The sequence below is a fragment of the Streptomyces sp. NPDC031365 genome (genome assembly GCF_055569765.1).
In genome coordinates this window covers 12,809-29,283 of record NZ_JBVIIM010000031.1, presented here as the reverse complement: position 1 = coordinate 29,283, position 16,475 = coordinate 12,809, and the positions used below count along the sequence as shown (strand labels likewise).

Annotated in this window: 9 protein-coding genes and 1 pseudogene; 5 read left to right on the top strand and 5 right to left on the bottom strand. The window is 71.3% G+C overall.

Features of this window, described 5'->3' with window-relative positions; translation table 11 throughout:
* Positions 1–5 precede the first annotated feature (5 nt).
* The 3 genes from ACZ5C2_RS32075 to ACZ5C2_RS32065 are packed head-to-tail and all read right to left on the bottom strand — an operon-like array spanning position 6 to position 3,177.
* Positions 6–845 carry a carbohydrate ABC transporter permease gene (locus ACZ5C2_RS32075; protein WP_468799330.1) on the bottom strand — a complete coding sequence of 280 codons (840 nt, stop codon included), beginning with the start codon at positions 843–845 and terminating at the stop codon, positions 6–8.
* Positions 846–862: 17 nt separating this feature from the next.
* Positions 863–1,849: a carbohydrate ABC transporter permease gene (locus ACZ5C2_RS32070; RefSeq protein ID WP_468799233.1), complete on the bottom strand. Its 987-nt coding sequence runs from the start codon at positions 1,847–1,849 to the stop codon at positions 863–865.
* A gap of 14 nt (positions 1,850–1,863) precedes the next feature.
* Positions 1,864–3,177, bottom strand: a complete 1,314-nt coding sequence (locus ACZ5C2_RS32065) for an ABC transporter substrate-binding protein (RefSeq protein ID WP_468799231.1) — start codon at positions 3,175–3,177, stop codon at positions 1,864–1,866.
* A gap of 269 nt (positions 3,178–3,446) precedes the next feature.
* Between ACZ5C2_RS32065 and ACZ5C2_RS32060 the strand changes: the two genes are divergently transcribed.
* The gene (locus ACZ5C2_RS32060; protein ID WP_468799229.1) at positions 3,447–5,258 is read left to right on the top strand and encodes a coagulation factor 5/8 type domain-containing protein; all 1,812 of its coding nucleotides are present in this window, start codon (positions 3,447–3,449) and stop codon (positions 5,256–5,258) included.
* A gap of 122 nt (positions 5,259–5,380) precedes the next feature.
* Here the strand turns inward: ACZ5C2_RS32060 and fusA are convergent, their stop codons facing one another.
* A complete protein-coding gene (gene fusA, locus ACZ5C2_RS32055; protein ID WP_468799227.1) occupies positions 5,381–7,429 on the bottom strand; it encodes an elongation factor G in 2,049 nt (682 codons plus the stop codon).
* Between the two features lie 439 nt (positions 7,430–7,868).
* Between fusA and ACZ5C2_RS32050 the strand changes: the two genes are divergently transcribed.
* Together ACZ5C2_RS32050 and ACZ5C2_RS32045 are read left to right on the top strand one after the other, a co-directional pair.
* On the top strand, positions 7,869–8,147 hold the full coding sequence (locus tag ACZ5C2_RS32050; RefSeq protein WP_468799225.1) for an ATP-binding protein: 279 nt from the start codon (positions 7,869–7,871) through the stop codon (positions 8,145–8,147).
* 40 nt (positions 8,148–8,187) lie between these two features.
* On the top strand, positions 8,188–8,700 hold the full coding sequence (locus tag ACZ5C2_RS32045) for a GNAT family N-acetyltransferase (RefSeq protein ID WP_468799223.1): 513 nt from the start codon (positions 8,188–8,190) through the stop codon (positions 8,698–8,700).
* A 55-nt stretch (positions 8,701–8,755) separates the two neighbouring features.
* Here the strand turns inward: ACZ5C2_RS32045 and ACZ5C2_RS32040 are convergent, their stop codons facing one another.
* On the bottom strand, positions 8,756–9,547 hold the full coding sequence (locus ACZ5C2_RS32040) for an aminotransferase class IV (protein WP_468799221.1): 792 nt from the start codon (positions 9,545–9,547) through the stop codon (positions 8,756–8,758).
* A gap of 163 nt (positions 9,548–9,710) precedes the next feature.
* On the opposite strand from ACZ5C2_RS32040, the gene zapE reads away from it, so the two are divergent.
* Positions 9,711–10,823, top strand: coding sequence for a cell division protein ZapE (gene zapE, locus ACZ5C2_RS32035; RefSeq protein WP_468799219.1), 1,113 nt, complete (start codon positions 9,711–9,713; stop codon positions 10,821–10,823).
* A pseudogene (locus ACZ5C2_RS32030) lies at positions 10,816–16,422 on the top strand (SDR family NAD(P)-dependent oxidoreductase); the annotation flags it as partial. The gene zapE and the pseudogene ACZ5C2_RS32030, both read left to right, overlap by 8 nt.
* Between the last annotated feature and the right edge of the window lie 53 nt (positions 16,423–16,475).

The window sequence follows — 16,475 nt, the reverse complement described above, 5'->3', positions numbered from 1 at the left end:
GCCGGTCACTTGACGGCTCCTGCCGTCAGGCCGGCGACGAGGTAGCGCTGGAGGAGCAGGAATCCGGCGACCACGGGGACGCTCACCACGAGGGAGGCGGCCATGATCTGGTTCCAGTACACGTCGTTGAGGGTGGAATAGCCCTGGAGGCCGACCGCCAGGGTGCGGGTGGTGTCGTTGGTCATCACGGACGCGAAGAGGACTTCGCCCCAGGCGGTCATGAAGGCGTAGACGGCGACCGCGACGATCCCGGGGACGGCCGCCGGGACGACGACGCGAAAGAGCGCGCCGAGCGGGCCGCAGCCGTCCACCAGCGCCGCCTCGTCCAGGTCGCGCGGGACGGAGTCGAAGTAGCCGATCAGCATCCAGATGGAGAACGGCAGCGAGAAGGTCAGATACGTCAGGATCAGCCCGCCGCGGGAGCCGAACAGGGCGATGCCGGTGGCGTTGCCGATGTTGACGTAGATGAGGAACAGCGGGAGGAGGAAGAGGATGCCCGGGAACATCTGCGTCGACAGTACGGTCACCGTGAAGACGCGCTTGCCCCGGAAGTCGTAGCGGCTGACGGCGTACGCGGCGAACACCGCGATGACGACCGAGCAGACGGTCGCGGCGCCCGCCACGACGAGCGAGTTCACGAAGTAGCGGCCCAGCGGGACCGTGGACCAGATGTCGATGTACGGGCGAATCGTCAACTCGGTCGGCAGCCAGCGGAATGCGCCCGTGACGTCGGAGAGCGGCTTCAGCGAGCTCGAGATCATGACGTAGACCGGGACCATGACGAAACCCGTGAGCAGGGTCAGGAAGATCCGCCGGTACCACAGGAAGGAGCGGGGCGGGGCCATCGGGGACCGGGGCAGGCTCATGAGGCGGTCCTGTGCCGGCGCGAGGTGAGCACGAGGTAGACGCCCGTGACGACGAGCAGGAACAGCAGGAGCAGGACCGACATCGCGGATCCGGTGCCGAAGTTCCAGGTGACGAAGGACGCCTGGTAGATGTGGACCGAGATGAGGTCCGCTGCTCCGGGGGCGGCCTTGCCGAAGAGGACGTAGGGGGTGTTGAAGTCGTTGAACGTCCACAGGAACAGGACCAGGACCAGCACCTGGTTCACGGGGCGGAGCGAGGGCAGGGTGATGCGGCGTATCTGCTGGATCATTCCGGCGCCGTCGAGGGCGGCGGCCTCGTACAGCTCGCGCGGGATGTTCTGCAGGCCGGCCATCACGATGAGGAAGGCGAACGGCCAGCCCTTCCACACCGACACTGTCAGCAGGGCGACGAAGCTGTTGTCGCCGATGAGCCAGAAGGACGGCTTGTCGGTGATGCCGAGCTGGTCGTGCAGGACGTGGTTCACCAGGCCGTTGTCGTGCTGGAACATGAACACCCAGGTGATGACGGCCGCGTAGACCGGCAGGGCGTAGGGCACCAGGAACAGGGCGCGCAGCAGGCCGCGGCCGCGGAAGGTGTCCTGCAGGAAGACGGCCGCCGCCGTGCCGATCAGCCAGCACAGCCCGACGGACAGGAGGGTGAAGGCGATGGTGACGAGGAACGAGTGGAGCAGTGCCTCTCCGACGGGGGCGTCGAAGTCCACCGACACGGAGTAGTTGTCGAAGCCGGCCCAGGGGGCGGTGCCCCAGTCGCGGATGTAGAACTGGGTGAGTTCCTTGAAGCTCATCACGAAGCCGATGACCATCGGCACCAGGTGGACGAGCAGTTCGAGGAGGAGTGCGGGCAGGAGCAGCAGGTAGGGCAGTCCGATACGGCGGATCCGCCCGGTGCGGCGGCGAGGGCCGGCCGCACCGGGGGAGCTCTTCCGCACGGCCGCCTCCGCTGCGGGAGCAGTGGCAGTCATCGCGGCGTCGGGGCTCACTTCCTGGGCATCTGCTGCTGCGCCTTGGTGAGCGCGGCCTTCACCGAGCCGGTGGTCACCTCGCGTCCGGCGGCGGCGTCGGCGAACAGTTCCTTGACGGCCGTACCGACGGCGGTCTCGAACTGCGACTCGTCGGGCACCTGCGGCAGGGCGACGGCACTCGTGGCGAGGGTGTCCTTCAGCACGGCGTTGGCCGGGGAGTTGAAGGCCGCGTCCTCCTGGGCGGCCTTGACCGGCGGGATGGAGCTGTACGCCGTGTTGAGGATCTTCTGCTCGGCGTCGCTGGTCATGAACTTCACGAACTTCGTGGCGCCGTCGAGGTTGTCGCTGTTCTTGAAGACGGCGAGGTTGATGCCGGCGACCATCGAGTTGACCTGCTTGCCCGTGCCGGGGGTGCCGGACCGCACGGGCACCGGGGCGATGCCGTAGGTGTCCTCGCTCATGCCCTGGGACTTGAGGTTGGCGGAGGCGGACTGCCACAGCAGCATGCCGGTCTTGCCCTTGGCGAAGTCGCTCACCGACTGGTTCTGGGCGTACTCGGCGTTGCCCGGGGCGATGATCTTGTCCTTGGCCATGAGATCGACGTACTGCTTGACCGCTGCGACCGCGCCGTCGCTCGTGAAGTCGGCCGTGCCGTCGGCGGTGAAGAAGTCGGCACCGTGCTGCTTGGCGAAGACGAAGGCGTGATGGATGTTCTCGGCGGGGTTCGAACCCTCCACTCCTATGCCCCACTTGCCGTCCCTGGACAGCTTCTTGCCGGCGGCGATCAGTTCGTCCCAGGTGGCCGGCGGGCCGTCGATGCCGGCGTCGGCGAACATCTGCTTGTTGTAGTAGAGGGCGTACGCCATCGAGTAGAGCGGGACGGCGGCAGGGTCCTGGCCGGCGGCACCGGTGGAGCCGAGCGCGGAGTCGACGAAACGGTCCTTGCCGCCGATCCTCTCGAACCGCTTCGCGTCCCACGGCTGCAGGGCACCGGTCGCCTGGAGCGACGCGGACCAGGTGTTCCCGATGTTCAGCACGTCCGGGCCCTGGCCGGAGGTGGTGGCGGTCAGGATCCGGTTGAGCAGGTCGGACCAGGGCACGACCTCCAGCTTGACCTTGATGCCGGTCTGCTTCTCGAACGTGTCGAGTTCGGGCTGGAGGACCTTCTTGTCGATCTCGATACTGGCGCCCTGGTTCGAGGCCCAGTAAGTGAGTTCCTTCGGTGAGTCGTTGGACCCGCCCGTGCTCGACCCGCCTCCGCAGGCCGAGGCGGCGAGTGCGAGAGACAGCATGACGGCGCCTGTGGCCGCGGCTCGGATACTGCGCATGGCTCCTGGTGTCCCTTTCCGGGAAGTGCGTACGGGACGTGCATACGGGCAGTGCCTACAGCCGTGACAGCAGTCGCACCGGCAGTGCCTCATGGCTTAATTTAGGACGTGAGTTAAACCCTGCGGACGCGCCGCGTCAAGGGTTTGGACGGAGTCACCCAACTCGTGCGGCACCCCTTGACTCATTCGTTCCGCGGATGAACCATTCAGCGGCGAGAGAGCGCTCCCACCACCCCACGCCGTTCACTTCCTGAACCAGGAGCCGCCCCATGACGTCCGACTCCCCGTCCGTCCCGTCCTCCCCGCCGCCCTCCCGGCGGCCCGCGATCGGCCGCCGTGCCGTTCTCGGCGCCGCAGCCGTCGCTCCCGTGCTGGCCGGACTGCCCTCGGCCGCCTCGGCCGCGCCCGCGGCGGGACGCGGGAAACCGCGCCGGCTGAAGGGCGGCGGCGATCTCGGCCCCAACGTGATCGTCTTCGACCCGTCGACGCCCGGCATCCAGGCCACGCTCGACGAGGTGTTCGCCCGCCAGGAGTCGGCACAGTTCGGCACCGGCCGCTACCAACTGCTGTTCAAGCCGGGCACGTACCACGGGCTCAACGCACAGATCGGCTTCTACACCTCGGTCTCCGGGCTCGGCCTCTCCCCCGACGACACCACGATCAACGGTGACGTGACGGTCGACGCCGGCTGGTTCGACGGCAACGCCACACAGAACTTCTGGCGTTCGGCGGAGAACCTGGCGCTCGTCCCGGTCAACGGCACCAACCGCTGGGCGGTCGCCCAGGCCGCGCCGTTCCGCCGGATGCACGTACGCGGCGGCCTCAACCTGGCCCCGTCCGGCTACGGCTGGGCGAGCGGCGGCTACATCGCCGACAGCCGCGTCGACGGCACGGTCGGGCCGTACTCGCAGCAGCAGTGGTACACCCGGGACAGCTCGGTCGGCGGCTGGACCAACGCCGTGTGGAACATGGTGTTCTCCGGCGTCGAGGGCGCACCCGCGCAGAGCTTCCCCGACCCGCCGTACACCACGCTCGAGACGACACCGCTCTCCCGCGAGAAGCCCTTCCTGTACCTCGACGGCGACCGGTACCGGGTCTTCCTGCCCGCACTGCGCGCCAACGCGCGCGGTGTCACCTGGGGCAACGGCACCCCGCGCGGCACCTCCCTGCCGCTGGACCGCTTCTACGTAGCGAGGCCCGGCGACTCGGCGGCCACGCTCAACCAGGCGCTCGCCCAGGGCCTCGACCTGCTGTTCACTCCGGGCATCTACCGGGTCGACCAGCCCGTACGGGTGAACCGCCCGGGCACGGTCGTCCTGGGCCTCGGTTACGCCACCCTGATCCCCGACAACGGCGTCACCGCCCTGAAGGTCGCCGACGTCGACGGCGTACGGCTGGCCGGCTTCCTGATCGACGCCGGGCCGGTCAACTCCCCCACCCTGCTGGAGATCGGCCCGGACGGCGCCTCCCGGGACCACTCCTCGAACCCCATCACCGTGCAGGACGTCTTCATCCGGATCGGCGGCGCGGGGCCCGGCAAGGCGACCACCAGCATGGTGGTCAACGCCCGGCACACCATCATCGACCACACCTGGGTCTGGCGCGCCGACCACGGTGACGGCGTCGGCTGGGAGACCAACCGCTGCGACTACGGAGTCGTCGTCAACGGGCACGACGTCCTCGCCACCGGTCTGTTCGTCGAACACTTCAACAAGTACGACGTCCAGTGGAACGGCGAACGCGGCCGCACGATCTTCTTCCAGAACGAGAAGGCGTACGACGCACCCGACCAGGCCGCCATCCAGAACGGCTCGACGAAGGGCTACGCGGCGTACAGGGTCGGCGACCGGGTCACCGCCCACGAGGGCTGGGGCATGGGCAGTTACTGCTACTACAACGTGAACCCGGGCATCGTCCAGCACCACGGCTTCGCCGCCCCGGACCGGCCGGGTGTGCGCTTCCACCATCTGCTGGTCGTCTCGCTGAGCGGGCACGGGCAGTACGAGTGCGTCATCAACGACACCGGGGCTCCGACCTCGGGCAGCGACACCGTGCCGTCCAAGGTCGTGTCGTATCCCTGACCCCGGCGCCGGGGCACGTCCCTGACCGACGCCGACGGTCGGGCGTTCCCCTACGGCGGCGGTGGCGGCCCCTCCCGGCTGAGTTGCGGGAGGGGCCGCCGTTCATGGCCGCCGTTCAGGCCTTACCGCGCCGGTGCGGGAGCCGGTGCGGGGGCGTGGCCGGTGGGCCGGGTGGTGAAGGTGCCACGGCCCTGGGTGCGGCTGCGCAACCGGGTCGCGTACCCGAACAGTTCGGCCAGCGGCACGGTCGCGGTGACGACCGTGCCGCCCGCCCGGGTGACCGAGCCGGTCACCCGGCCGCGGCGCGCGGCCAGATCACCGAGCACGCCGCCCACCGCGTCCTCGGGCACGGTGACCGTGACCTCGACCACCGGTTCCAGCAGGACCATCGCGCAGGCCCGCAGGGCGTCCCGCAGGGCGAACCGTCCGGCGGTGCGGAAGGCGGTGTCCGAGGAGTCCTTCACATGGGTCGACCCGTCGGTGAGCGTGACCCGCAGCCCGGTCACCGGATGCCCGCCCAGGGGCCCCTCGGTGAGTGCGTCCCGGCAGCCGGCCTCGACGGCGCGGACGTACTCCTGCGGAACGCGCCCGCCGACGACCGTCGAGCGGAACTCGAAGCCGGACTCCGGGCAGTCCAGAGGTTCGACCTCGAGGACGACATGGGCGAACTGGCCCGCCCCGCCGTCCTGTTTGACGTGCCGGTACACGAACCCGGACACTCCGCGGCCGACGGTCTCCCGGTAACCGACCCGGGGCCGGCCCACGTTGACGCCCAGTCCGTGATCACGCCGGACCTTCTCCACCGCGACCTCCAGATGCAGCTCACCCATGCCGGACAGCACCGTCTGGCCGGTCTCGGGGTCGGTGCGCACCACCAGCGAGGGGTCCTCCTCGGCGAGTCTCGCCAGCGCCGACGCCAGGCGTCCGGTGTTCGTGCCCTTCAGTGCCTCGACGGCCACGGAGACGACCGGTTCGGCGACACCAGGAGGTTCCAGGAGCAGCGGGGCGCCGGGCGCGCACAGGGTGGAGCCGGCGCGGGTGGACCTCAGTCCGACCACGGCGACGATGTCCCCGGCGGTCGCACGGTCCAGCCGGTCGTGCCGGTCGGCCCGGACGCGCAGGATGCGGCCGATGCGCTCGGTGCGGCGTGCGGTGGCGTCCCACACGGTGTCTCCCTTCTCGATCGTCCCCGCGTAGACGCGCAGGTAGGTCAGCCGCCCGGTGGCGGTCGCGTTCACCTTGAACGCGAGGGCGGCCAGCGGTGCCGCCGGGTCGGCGGCCCGCAGCCGGTCGGTGCCGTCGTCGTGCGTGCCGCGCACCGGTGGCACGTCGAGCGGCGACGGCAGATAGGCGAGTACGGCGTCGAGCAGCGGTTCGATGCCGCGGTTGCGGTAGGCGGAGCCGCACAGGACGACGACGGCGTCACCGCTGCGGGTCAGGTCCCGCAGGGCGCCGGTGAGCGTGCCGGTGCCGATCGCGCCCGTGTCGCAGAACTCCTCCAGCGCGCCGGGATGCAGCTCGGCGACGGCCTCCTCCAGCAGCCGGCGCCGTCGGTGCGCCTCCTCACGCAGTTCCTGCGGCACGGGCGCCGCGTCGCGTGCCTCGCCCTCGTCGGACCAGGTCAAGGCCCGCATGCGGAGCAGGTCGACGACACCGCTGAAGGTGTCCTCCGCACTGATCGGCAACTGCACCGGCAGGGGTGCGGGGTGCAGCCGCTCCCGTATGGAGGCGACGGCAGCGTCCAACTCGGCTCCGGCCCGGTCCATCTTGTTGACGAACGCGATGCGCGGCACACCGTGCCGGTCCGCCTGCCGCCACACCGACTCGCTCTGCGGCTCCACACCGGCGACCGCGTCGAACACGGCGACCGCGCCGTCGAGGACGCGCAGGGAGCGCTCCACCTCGTCGGCGAAGTCGACGTGGCCCGGGGTGTCGATGAGGTTGATCCGGTGACCGTCCCAGGCACAGCTGACGGCGGCGGCGAAGATGGTGATGCCCCGGTCGCGTTCCTGCGGGTCGAAGTCGGTGACCGTGGTGCCGTCGTGCACCTCACCGCGCTTGTGCGTGGTGCCGGTGGCGAACAGGATCCGCTCGGTGACGGTGGTCTTTCCGGCGTCGACGTGGGCGAGGATGCCGAGGTTGCGGACGGCGGCGAGTGGGTTGGCGTTCATCGGGTTGCGCATGGCCCGTGGCCTTTCGGGTGTTCCGGGAAAGGGCAGCGCGATGTGCCCGGCGCACGGCGTCGGACGCCCCTTGATGCGGGGGCGTCGTCGGTGGTCAGACGTGCGTCATGGGCATCCGGTGCCGGGCGCGCAGCGGGCACCGGACGGCCGGAGACACCAGGATCACCATGGACCGGCGGGACCGGGAACGGGGAGCGGCGACGGCGGCGTGGTCACGCACGGCCGGACTCCCCTCACTGGTCATGGATACGCGGCCCCGGGAAGGGGGCGGCGCCTGCCCGGTGAGTGTAGGGAGGGCAGGGAGGAGGGTGCCACGCATTTGTCGGTCTCTCCGAGCTCACGCCGCAGAGGTCCACGAGAGGACTGTTGACGTTCCCTCAGCGGCACCGGCCGATTGCCCTGGCCTCGCCTCCCCACCGAGTTCGCCATGGCGTTCACCTCGACCCCGCGCGGTGCCCGCCTCTCCCGGCTCTTCGTCGCGCAGTGTCCGGACTCCCGGGGCCACCCCTACGACAGCGACGTCAACGAGACGCTGGCCGTGATCACCGCCGAGCTGTGCGCCAACGCCGTACGGCACGGACGTGTCCCCGGCCGGGACTTCCACGTCCGGCTGGCCGCCGAGGCGGACGGCGTGCGGCTGCGCGTGGAGGTCTCCGACACCCGCGCCGAACGCCGTCACCGCCGTCACCGCCGCCACTGGCAATAACTCAGGTGGGCGCGGCGCACTATCTGGATAAGGTCGGGCAATGCCCGTGCTGAAGCGGCTGTGTGCCGGTCATGCCCCGGCGGTCCTGGCCTTCGAGCTGGCGAACCGCGCCTACTTCGCTGCCTCGGTACCCGACCGCGGCGACGACTTCTTCGACCAGTTCGCCGCCCGTTACAACGCCTTGCTGGCTGAGCAGGCAGCCGGTATCTGCGCCTTCCACGTGCTCGTCGCCGAGGACGGCTCGGTACTCGGCAGGTTCAATCTGATCGACATCGAAGACCACACTGCGGAACTCGGCTATCGGGTCGCCCAGCATGTTGCCGGCCGTGGCGTGGCGACCGCGACCGTGCGGGAGCTGTGCCGGCTGGCGGCGGCCCGGCACGGGCTGCGCACATTGCGGGCTGCCACCGCCCGCCGGAACGCAGCGTCCCAGAAGGTGCTGACCAAGGCCGGGTTCCTCCCTGTCGGCCCGGCCGACCCGGCCCACCTCAGCGGTGAGCCAGGCACCTGGTATCAGCGCGACGTGGTGCTCCGGCCGGACCGTGCGACATAGCAAGCCGGTTCGCGCGTGCCGAACCCCGTCGGTTCGGTGCTGAGGTTCGAGGATGTCAGTGGAGCGACTCGGCGGCGATCCGCGCGTAGCGCTCCCGCAGCAGGTCGACGACCGGGTGATCGCTGGAGAAACCGGTGGCCCCCAGGGCGGCCAGTGGGCGCAGGCCCACCGCGGCATTCGTGGCGAACGCGGCATCCATCGAGCCGAGTTCCCGGACGGACACCGGCCGCGAGACCCAGGGAACTCCGGTGCGCCGTAGCAGGGCCTGGGTGACGCCCGGCAGTTGGGGAGCCTCCGGCCAGACCACCCGGTCTCCTTCGACGAAGCCCACATTCCATGTGGCGCCCTCGGCGACCAGGCCGTCCGGCGTGGTGAACAGGACGTCGTCCCAGCCGTCCAACTGCGCCGCCCGCCGCAGGTGCAACGCCTCGAAGAGGCCGGTGTGCTTGACCGAGAACACCTGCCGCACGTACGGAACGGGCAGCGCACGCTGCGGAGGCAGATCGAGGGCGGGGGCGGGGCGGACGGTGACCAGGGTCCGCGGACGGGCCGCTGCGGCCGGTAGCCCCAGGGACAGGTCCGGGTCGAAGACCGTCACCCGCACGGTCAGCGGTTCTGCCGCGTCCGCGACGGCCGCCGCGACATCACCGCGAACGGCCGCGGGGTCCAGCGCGACACCGAACACCGCACGGCAATCCCTGACCAGGCGCTCGAGATGCAGCGTCAGACCGCGAACCGCGCCCTTCTCCACCCGCATCGTGGTGAAGTGGCCGTAGTTGACCAATGCCAGCGCGGCCCACTCGGCGACCGAGGCAGGCGGTTCCAGCCACTGTCCCTGTGCCCCCATGACGCACAGTGTTCCATTCGGTGGGCGCGGCAGGCCGGCCACAGAAGTGATCATCATCACAGCTGGACGCGGGTGGCAGGAACAGGGGGTTTCTGACACCATCGCCGCGACTCTGATCACTTGCACCGCTTCGACGTCGACCGCGGAACGAGGACCCGGCACGGTGACGCAGACCTTCGAAACCGCGGCCGGCCGGGCGGGTTTCACACTGGACGACTCACAGCGCGCCGCTGCCCGTCGGCTCACCCGGCTCGGCGAGGAGATCGCGGGGAGACGCCGCTTCCTCCGGCGCGGCGCCACTCCTCGTAGCCTGTACCTGTGGGGGCCGGTCGGGCGCGGCAAGAGCTGGCTGGCCGACGTCTTCTTCGACTCGCTGGACTTACGGCACAAACGACGCTTCCACTTCCATGAGTTCTTCCGGGAGTTCCACACCGCGTACGCCCGTCACCGGACCGACCGGCGCGCCTGCGACCTGGCCGTCGCCTCGCTTCTTGAGGGCTGCGGGCTGCTGTACTTCGACGAGTTCCACGTACACGACCCCGGCGACGCCGTCATGATGGGCCGGGTTCTCACCTCCCTGTTCCAGCAGCGGATTCCGCTGCTGGCGACTTCGAACTACGCTCCCTGCGATCTGCTGCCCAATCCGGTCCATCGCCCTCTCTTCGAGTCGACGATCGCTCTGCTGGAACGCTCCATGGACATCGTCGAAGTGGCCGGTCCCGCCGACTACCGGTCCGCGGGACGCCCGGAGGAACCCAGGGCGGAGTTCCAACGGGGCTTCTACCTCTGGCCGGGCGCCGAGGAGCAGCTCGCCGCGGCGGGTCTGGCACCTCCTACGGCCGGGGAACGGTGCGCGGTGACCACTGGTGGACGGGACCTCCCCGCACTCGCCGTGCGCGGGCGCCTGGTCTGGTTCGACTTCGACGAACTGTGCGACTCGGCGACCTCGACGGGCGACTACCTCTCCCTGACAGACCGTTTCGACACCTGGGTGCTGTCCGGGCTGCCCCTCCTGACGCCGGGCCACCGTGACGCGGCGCAGCGGTTCGCCAACCTCGTCGACGTGCTCTGTGACCGCGACGCGCGCCTGAGTCTGGTCGGTGAGGGCCCTCTGGAGGCCTGCCTCCGAGACGGGGCCCTTCCGATCGACATGAACAGGACCATCAGCCGCCTGGGCCTGCTGCGGACCCTCACCGGTCCGGACGGCGGCTCCGTCGCCGTCGCTCCGGCACCGGGCGACAGCTCCACAGGAGGAGACGGATTCCATGGCGGCTGACGAGAAGCTGCGCGACTATCTGAAGCGGGCGACCACCGAGCTGCGCCAGACGCGTCAGCGACTGCAGACACTGGAGAACGCGGCACACGAGCCCCTGGCCGTCATCGGCATGGCCTGCCGCTATCCCGGAGGCGTCAACTCGCCGCAGGACCTGTGGCGGCTCGTGGATTCCGGCACCGACGCGGTGGGTCCGTTCCCCGACGACCGCGGCTGGGACAACGAGGGCATCTACCACCCGGACCCGGACCGCCCCGGCCACACGTACACCCGCGAAGGCGGGTTCCTGCGGGAGGCCACCGGCTTCGACGCGGACTTCTTCGGCATCAACCGCCGAGAAGCGTTGGCCATGGATCCGCAGCAACGACTCCTCCTGGAGATCTCCTGGGAGGCGGTCGAACACGCGGGCATCGACATGTCGATGCTCAAGGGCAGCAGCACCGGCGTGTTCGCCTCGGCGATGTACCACGACTACGAGGCTCTGCTGAAGGACCAGGACGAGCTCGCCGGCTACGTCATCAACGGCAGCGCGGGCAGCGTCGCCTCAGGACGGATCTCCTACACCTTCGGCTTCGTGGGCCCCGCCGTGACCACCGACACGGCCTGTTCGTCCTCCCTGGTCAACCTGCACCTGGCAGCCGAGTCGCTGCGCCGCGGCGAGTGCGACCTGGCCCTCGCGGGCGGTGCCACCGTCATGTCCACCCCCGCGTCCTTCATCGAGTTCAGCAGGCAGGGTTCCCTCTCCCCGGACGGCCGCTGCAAGGCGTTCTCCGACCGCGCCGACGGCACCGGCTGGAGCGAAGGGGTGGGCATGCTCCTGCTCGAGCGGCTCTCCGACGCCCGCCGTAACGGGCACCGCGTCCTCGCCGTGCTCCGCGGGTCGGCGGTCAACCAGGACGGTGCCAGCAACGGCCTGACCGCCCCCAACGGCCCCTCTCAGCAGCGGGTCATCCGGCAGGCTCTCGCCAACGCGCGGCTGCGCCCCGACGAGGTGGACGCGGTCGAGGCGCACGGCACCGGCACCACGCTCGGGGACCCGATCGAGGCTCAATCGCTGCTCACCGCCTACGGTCGGGAGCGCTCACCGGAACGGCCGCTCTGGCTCGGTTCGCTGAAGTCGAACATCGGGCACAGCCAGGCCGCGGCGGGCGTCGGCGGAGTCATCAAGATGGTGATGGCGATGCGGCACGGCGTCCTGCCCCGGTCGCTGCACTGCGAAGAGCCCACCGGGCACGTCGACTGGTCGTCCGGCACCGTCCGGCTGCTCGACCGGGCCCGTCCCTGGCCCGAGACCGGACGCCCCCGCAGGGCGGCGGTCTCCGCCTTCGGTATCAGCGGCACCAACGCGCACGCCGTCCTGGAGGAGGCCCCGCCGCCCGAGCAAGCCGTCCCCGAGGGGTCGCGGAGCGCGAGGCAGGACGCCGCCGGGCCACGGGTGTTCACCGGCGACAGCGGCCTTCCGCTGCCCTTCGTGCTCTCCGGGGCCGGTGAGGCGGCACTGCGGGCCACCGCCCGCGCCCTGCTCGAGCACCTGTCCGCGTGGCCCGAGGGCACCGCCCCGTCCGCCGAGGACCTCTCCGTCGCCCTCACCCGCACACGGGCCCTGCACGGGCACCGCGCCGTCGTCCTCACCCCCGACGTGGGCGGGTTCCAGGGGGCGCTCGCCCTGCTGGCCGAGGGGGCGGAGGGTGCCGGCATCGTCAGGGGCCGGGTGTCGAACGCGGCCTCCCGGCCGGTGTTCGTCTTTCCGGGCCAGGGCTCCCAGTGGACCGGCATGGCGCGGGAACTGCTGGACTCCTCACCCGTGTTCGCCTCGCGTATCGCCGACTGCGAGAAGGCCCTGGCCCCGTACGTGGACTGGTCACTGACCGGCGTCCTGCGCGGGCTCGACGGAGGACCTTCCCCGGAGCGGGCGGACGTGCTCCAGCCCTCGCTGTTCGCCGTCATGGTGGGCCTCGCCGACGTCTGGCGGGCTCTGGGGGTGGAACCGGCCGCCGTGGTGGGGCACAGTCAGGGCGAGGTGGCGGCCGCGGTGACGGCCGGGGCGGTCTCCCTGGACGAGGCCGCACGGATCGTCGCCCTGCGCAGCAAGGCGCTGTACGAGCTGTCCGGCACCAGTGGCATGGCGTTCGTGACCCTCTCGCCGGAGGAGGCCCGCGAGCGGATCGCTCCGTGGGGGGACCTGCTCTCCGTGGGCGCGGTCAACGGCCCACGCTCGGTCGTGCTCTCCGGAGACGACACCGCCCTCGCGGAGGCTCTGGCGTCCTTCGCAGCGGACGGCGTGTGGGCCCGCCGGGTGCATGGCGTGGACATCCCGAGCCACTCCGCGCGGGTCGAGGAGGTACGGGAGCGGATCCTCGCGGGCTTCGAGGGGATCTCCCCGGTTTCCTCACCCCTGCCGTTCTGCTCCACCGTGACCGGCGACTTCCTCGACACGGACGCGCTCGGCGCGGACTACTGGTACCGCAACATGCGGCAGACGGTGCTCCTGGAGCCGGCCGTCCGCCGGCTGGCCGCCGAGGGGTACACGCACTTCCTCGAGATCAGTCCCCATCCGGTCCTGCGGATCGGCCTCCACGAGACCTGTGAGAGCGCGGGCGTACAGGTCTTCGTCGGCGAGACCCTGCGACGCGGGCAGGGTGGGGCGGCCCAGGTTCTGGCCGCGGTCGCCGAGGCCCATGTCCATGGTGTCGACGCCGACTGGGGCGCGCTGCACCCCGGCGGTCCCGCCGCGCACGTGGACCTGCCGACCTACCCCTTCCAGCACGAGCGTCTCTGGCCGCAGCGCCCCGCCGCGCACGGCGACGCGTCCTCGCTCGGCCTCGAACCGTCGGGAAGCCCGCTCCTCGGGGCCGCCGTGCCGCTGCCCGGCGGCGACGGCTTCCTCTTCACGGCGCGGTGGTCCCTGTCCTCTCACGCGTGGCTCGCCGACCACGTCCTGCACGGCAGCGCGGTGCTGCCCGGCACCGCGTTCCTTGAGATGGCCCTGCACGCGGGGGCCGCGGTCGGTCTCCCTCGTGTCGAGGAACTCCTGCTGGAAACCCCCCTGGAGCTGACCGCGCCGGGCGGTGTCCAGGCACAGGTGGTCATCGGCCCCCCGGACGCGCGCGGTGGCCGCGGGATACAGGTGTTCGCCCGCTCCGGTGACGGTACGGAGACCGCCGGGGAATGGACCCGCCACGCCTCCGGCCTGCTCGCTGCCCCGCTCGCCCCCGCCGCCCCTCCCGCGGGCAGCTGGCCGCCGCCCGGTGCCGATCCTGTCGGCCTCGACGGCGTCTACGAGGAGTTCGGCGCGGCGGGTTTCCACTACGGTCCCGCCTTCCGGGGCCTGCGCTCGGTCTGGCGCCGCGGCGAAGAGATCTTCGCCGAACTCGCCCTGCCCGCCGAGAGCGAACAGCAGGGTTCGGCCTTCGGGCTGCACCCTGCGCTGCTGGATGCCGCCCTCCAGTCGATCGCCGTCGGCGGTATGCCCGGTGAGGACGGCGGTGTCTCGGGCGGACGCCTTCCCTTCGCCTGGCAGGGGGCCGAACTCCAGGCTCGGGGCATCACGGCGCTGCGGGTGAGGATCGCTCCGGCCGGCGAGGAGAAGGTGTCCCTGTGGCTCTCCGACCCGTCGGGGCTGCCGGTCGCGAGCATCGACTCCCTGGCCCTGCGGCGCGGGCGGCAGGACCTGTCGGCCCGGCGCCGTGCCGACTCGCTGTTCCGGCCGGTCTGGCAGCGGATCGAGACCCCGGCCACTGGGCGGGTGACATCCGTGGAGATCGGCTCCGGAGGGCTCGGCGGCGACCGGCGACAGGCCTCGTTCGCGGACTTCGTGACCGGGCTCGCGTCTGCCGACGCCCCTGACCTGGTGCTGGTCGAGGTGGCCGGCGACGACGACGTGTGTGCGGCTGCGGGCGAACACCTGGCCCTCCTGCGTGCCTGGCTCGACGAGCCGCGCCTCGAGCGGTCCCGTCTGGTGCTGGTGACCCGCAACGCCGTCGTCCTTCCCGACGAGGGGAGGGCGCCCGGCCTCGCGGTCGCCGCGGTGCGCGGTCTCGTCCGCTCGGCCCAATCCGAGAACCCCGGAACGATCACCCTCGTCGACCTCGACGAGGGGGACGCCGGGGGCGCGGACCTGCTCGAAGCCGCCGCGGCCTGCGAGGAGCCGGACGTGGCGGTGCGTGACGGTCAGCTCTTCGCGCCGCGACTGGTACGGGCCGCCCCGGCCGATGCTCCGGCCCTCGACCCGGAAGGGACGGTCCTGATCACCGGGGGTACCGGGGCTCTCGGAGGCGCAGTCGCCCGCCATCTGGTGACCGCGCACGGGGTACGCCATCTGCTCCTGGTGAGCCGTGGCGGGCACGCTCCGGCGCTTGCCGCCGAACTGGCGGCCCTCGGCGCGGACGTACGGGTGGCGGCCTGTGACGCGGCCGACCGGGAGTCGCTGGCCGGGCTTCTGGCCTCGGTCCCGGCGGACCACCCGCTCACCGCGGTGGTGCACGCGGCCGCCGTCCTGGACGACGGCGTCGTCCAGTCGCTGACGCCCGCACGGCTCGAATCGGTGCTGCGCGCCAAGGCGATCGCCGCACTGCATCTGCACGAGCTGACACGTGAGGCGGACCTGCGGGCCTTTGTCCTGTTCTCCTCCGCCGCGGCCTTGTTCGGGGCTCCCGGGCAGGCCAACTACTCGGCCGCGAACGCGGTCCTCGACGCGCTCGCCCAGGTGCGCCGGTCGCAAGGGCTTCCTGCGGTGTCGCTGGCCTGGGGGCTGTGGGCGACGTCCGGCGGCATGACAGGGCACCTGGACGCGGCGGGGCTGGCGCGCATCGAGCGCGACGGCCTCAAGGCGCTCACCGTCGAGGAGGGCCTCGCCCTCTTCGACGCCTCCCTCGGCCATGGTGAAGCGGTCCTGGCCCCGTTCCGCATCGACCTGGCGGAGCTGCGCCGCGGAGCGGGCGACGGCCCCGTCCCTCCGCTGCTGCGCGCCCTGTCGCCCGCCGCGGCCGACCCGAGGGCGGCGGCCGGCGCTCCTCCCGCGGGCACCCTGGCGCAGCGACTCGCCGCGGTGCCGGAACCCGAGCGCGGCCGGGTCCTCCTGAACCTCGTACGGGGTCACGCGGCCGCTGTCCTGGGGCTGCCCGACGCCCGTGCCGTCGAGGAGGACAAGGGGTTCTTCGCCCTGGGACTCGACTCGCTCACCGCGGTCCAGCTCCGCAACCGTCTCGGCGACGCTGCCGGGATCAAGCTGCCCACCACGCTCGTCTTCGACCATCCGACCGCCGCGGCGCTCAGCGCGCACCTGCTGAGTCTGATCACCGTGGTGGAGGACCGGTCTCCTGTGTTCGAGGAACTGGACGGTCTGGAGGCCACGGTGCGCACGCTCGTGGCCGAGGCCGGGGACGACTCGCTGCGCACCCGGCTCCACGAGCGGCTGACCGAGCTGGCCGCGCTCTGCGCCGTACCGGACGGAGCGGCGGGTGGCACGGGTCAGGACGGTGCGGGTCAGGACGGTGCGGGTCAGGACGGTGCGGGCGGGAACGGAACGACCGCCGATGCCCTGGCCTCGGCCTCTGCCGACGACATCTTCGACTTCATCCAGAAGGAGTTCGGGAGGTCCTGACACGGACGGCCCGGTGGCTCCCACCTCGGAGGTGAGGGCCGCCGGGCCGTGAT

Bases quoted from the DNA above. Each gene is read 5' to 3' on its own strand.
- ACZ5C2_RS32060 (WP_468799229.1), top strand. From the start codon at position 3,447: ATGACGTCCGACTCCCCGTCCGTCCCGTCCTCCCCGCCGCCCTCCCGG.
- ACZ5C2_RS32065 (WP_468799231.1), bottom strand. From the start codon at position 3,177: ATGCGCAGTATCCGAGCCGCGGCCACAGGCGCCGTCATGCTGTCTCTC.
- fusA (WP_468799227.1), bottom strand. From the start codon at position 7,429: ATGAACGCCAACCCACTCGCCGCCGTCCGCAACCTCGGCATCCTCGCC.
- ACZ5C2_RS32050 (WP_468799225.1), top strand. From the start codon at position 7,869: ATGGCGTTCACCTCGACCCCGCGCGGTGCCCGCCTCTCCCGGCTCTTC.
- ACZ5C2_RS32070 (WP_468799233.1), bottom strand. From the start codon at position 1,849: ATGACTGCCACTGCTCCCGCAGCGGAGGCGGCCGTGCGGAAGAGCTCC.
- ACZ5C2_RS32040 (WP_468799221.1), bottom strand. From the start codon at position 9,547: ATGGGGGCACAGGGACAGTGGCTGGAACCGCCTGCCTCGGTCGCCGAG.
- ACZ5C2_RS32075 (WP_468799330.1), bottom strand. From the start codon at position 845: ATGGCCCCGCCCCGCTCCTTCCTGTGGTACCGGCGGATCTTCCTGACC.
- ACZ5C2_RS32045 (WP_468799223.1), top strand. From the start codon at position 8,188: ATGCCCGTGCTGAAGCGGCTGTGTGCCGGTCATGCCCCGGCGGTCCTG.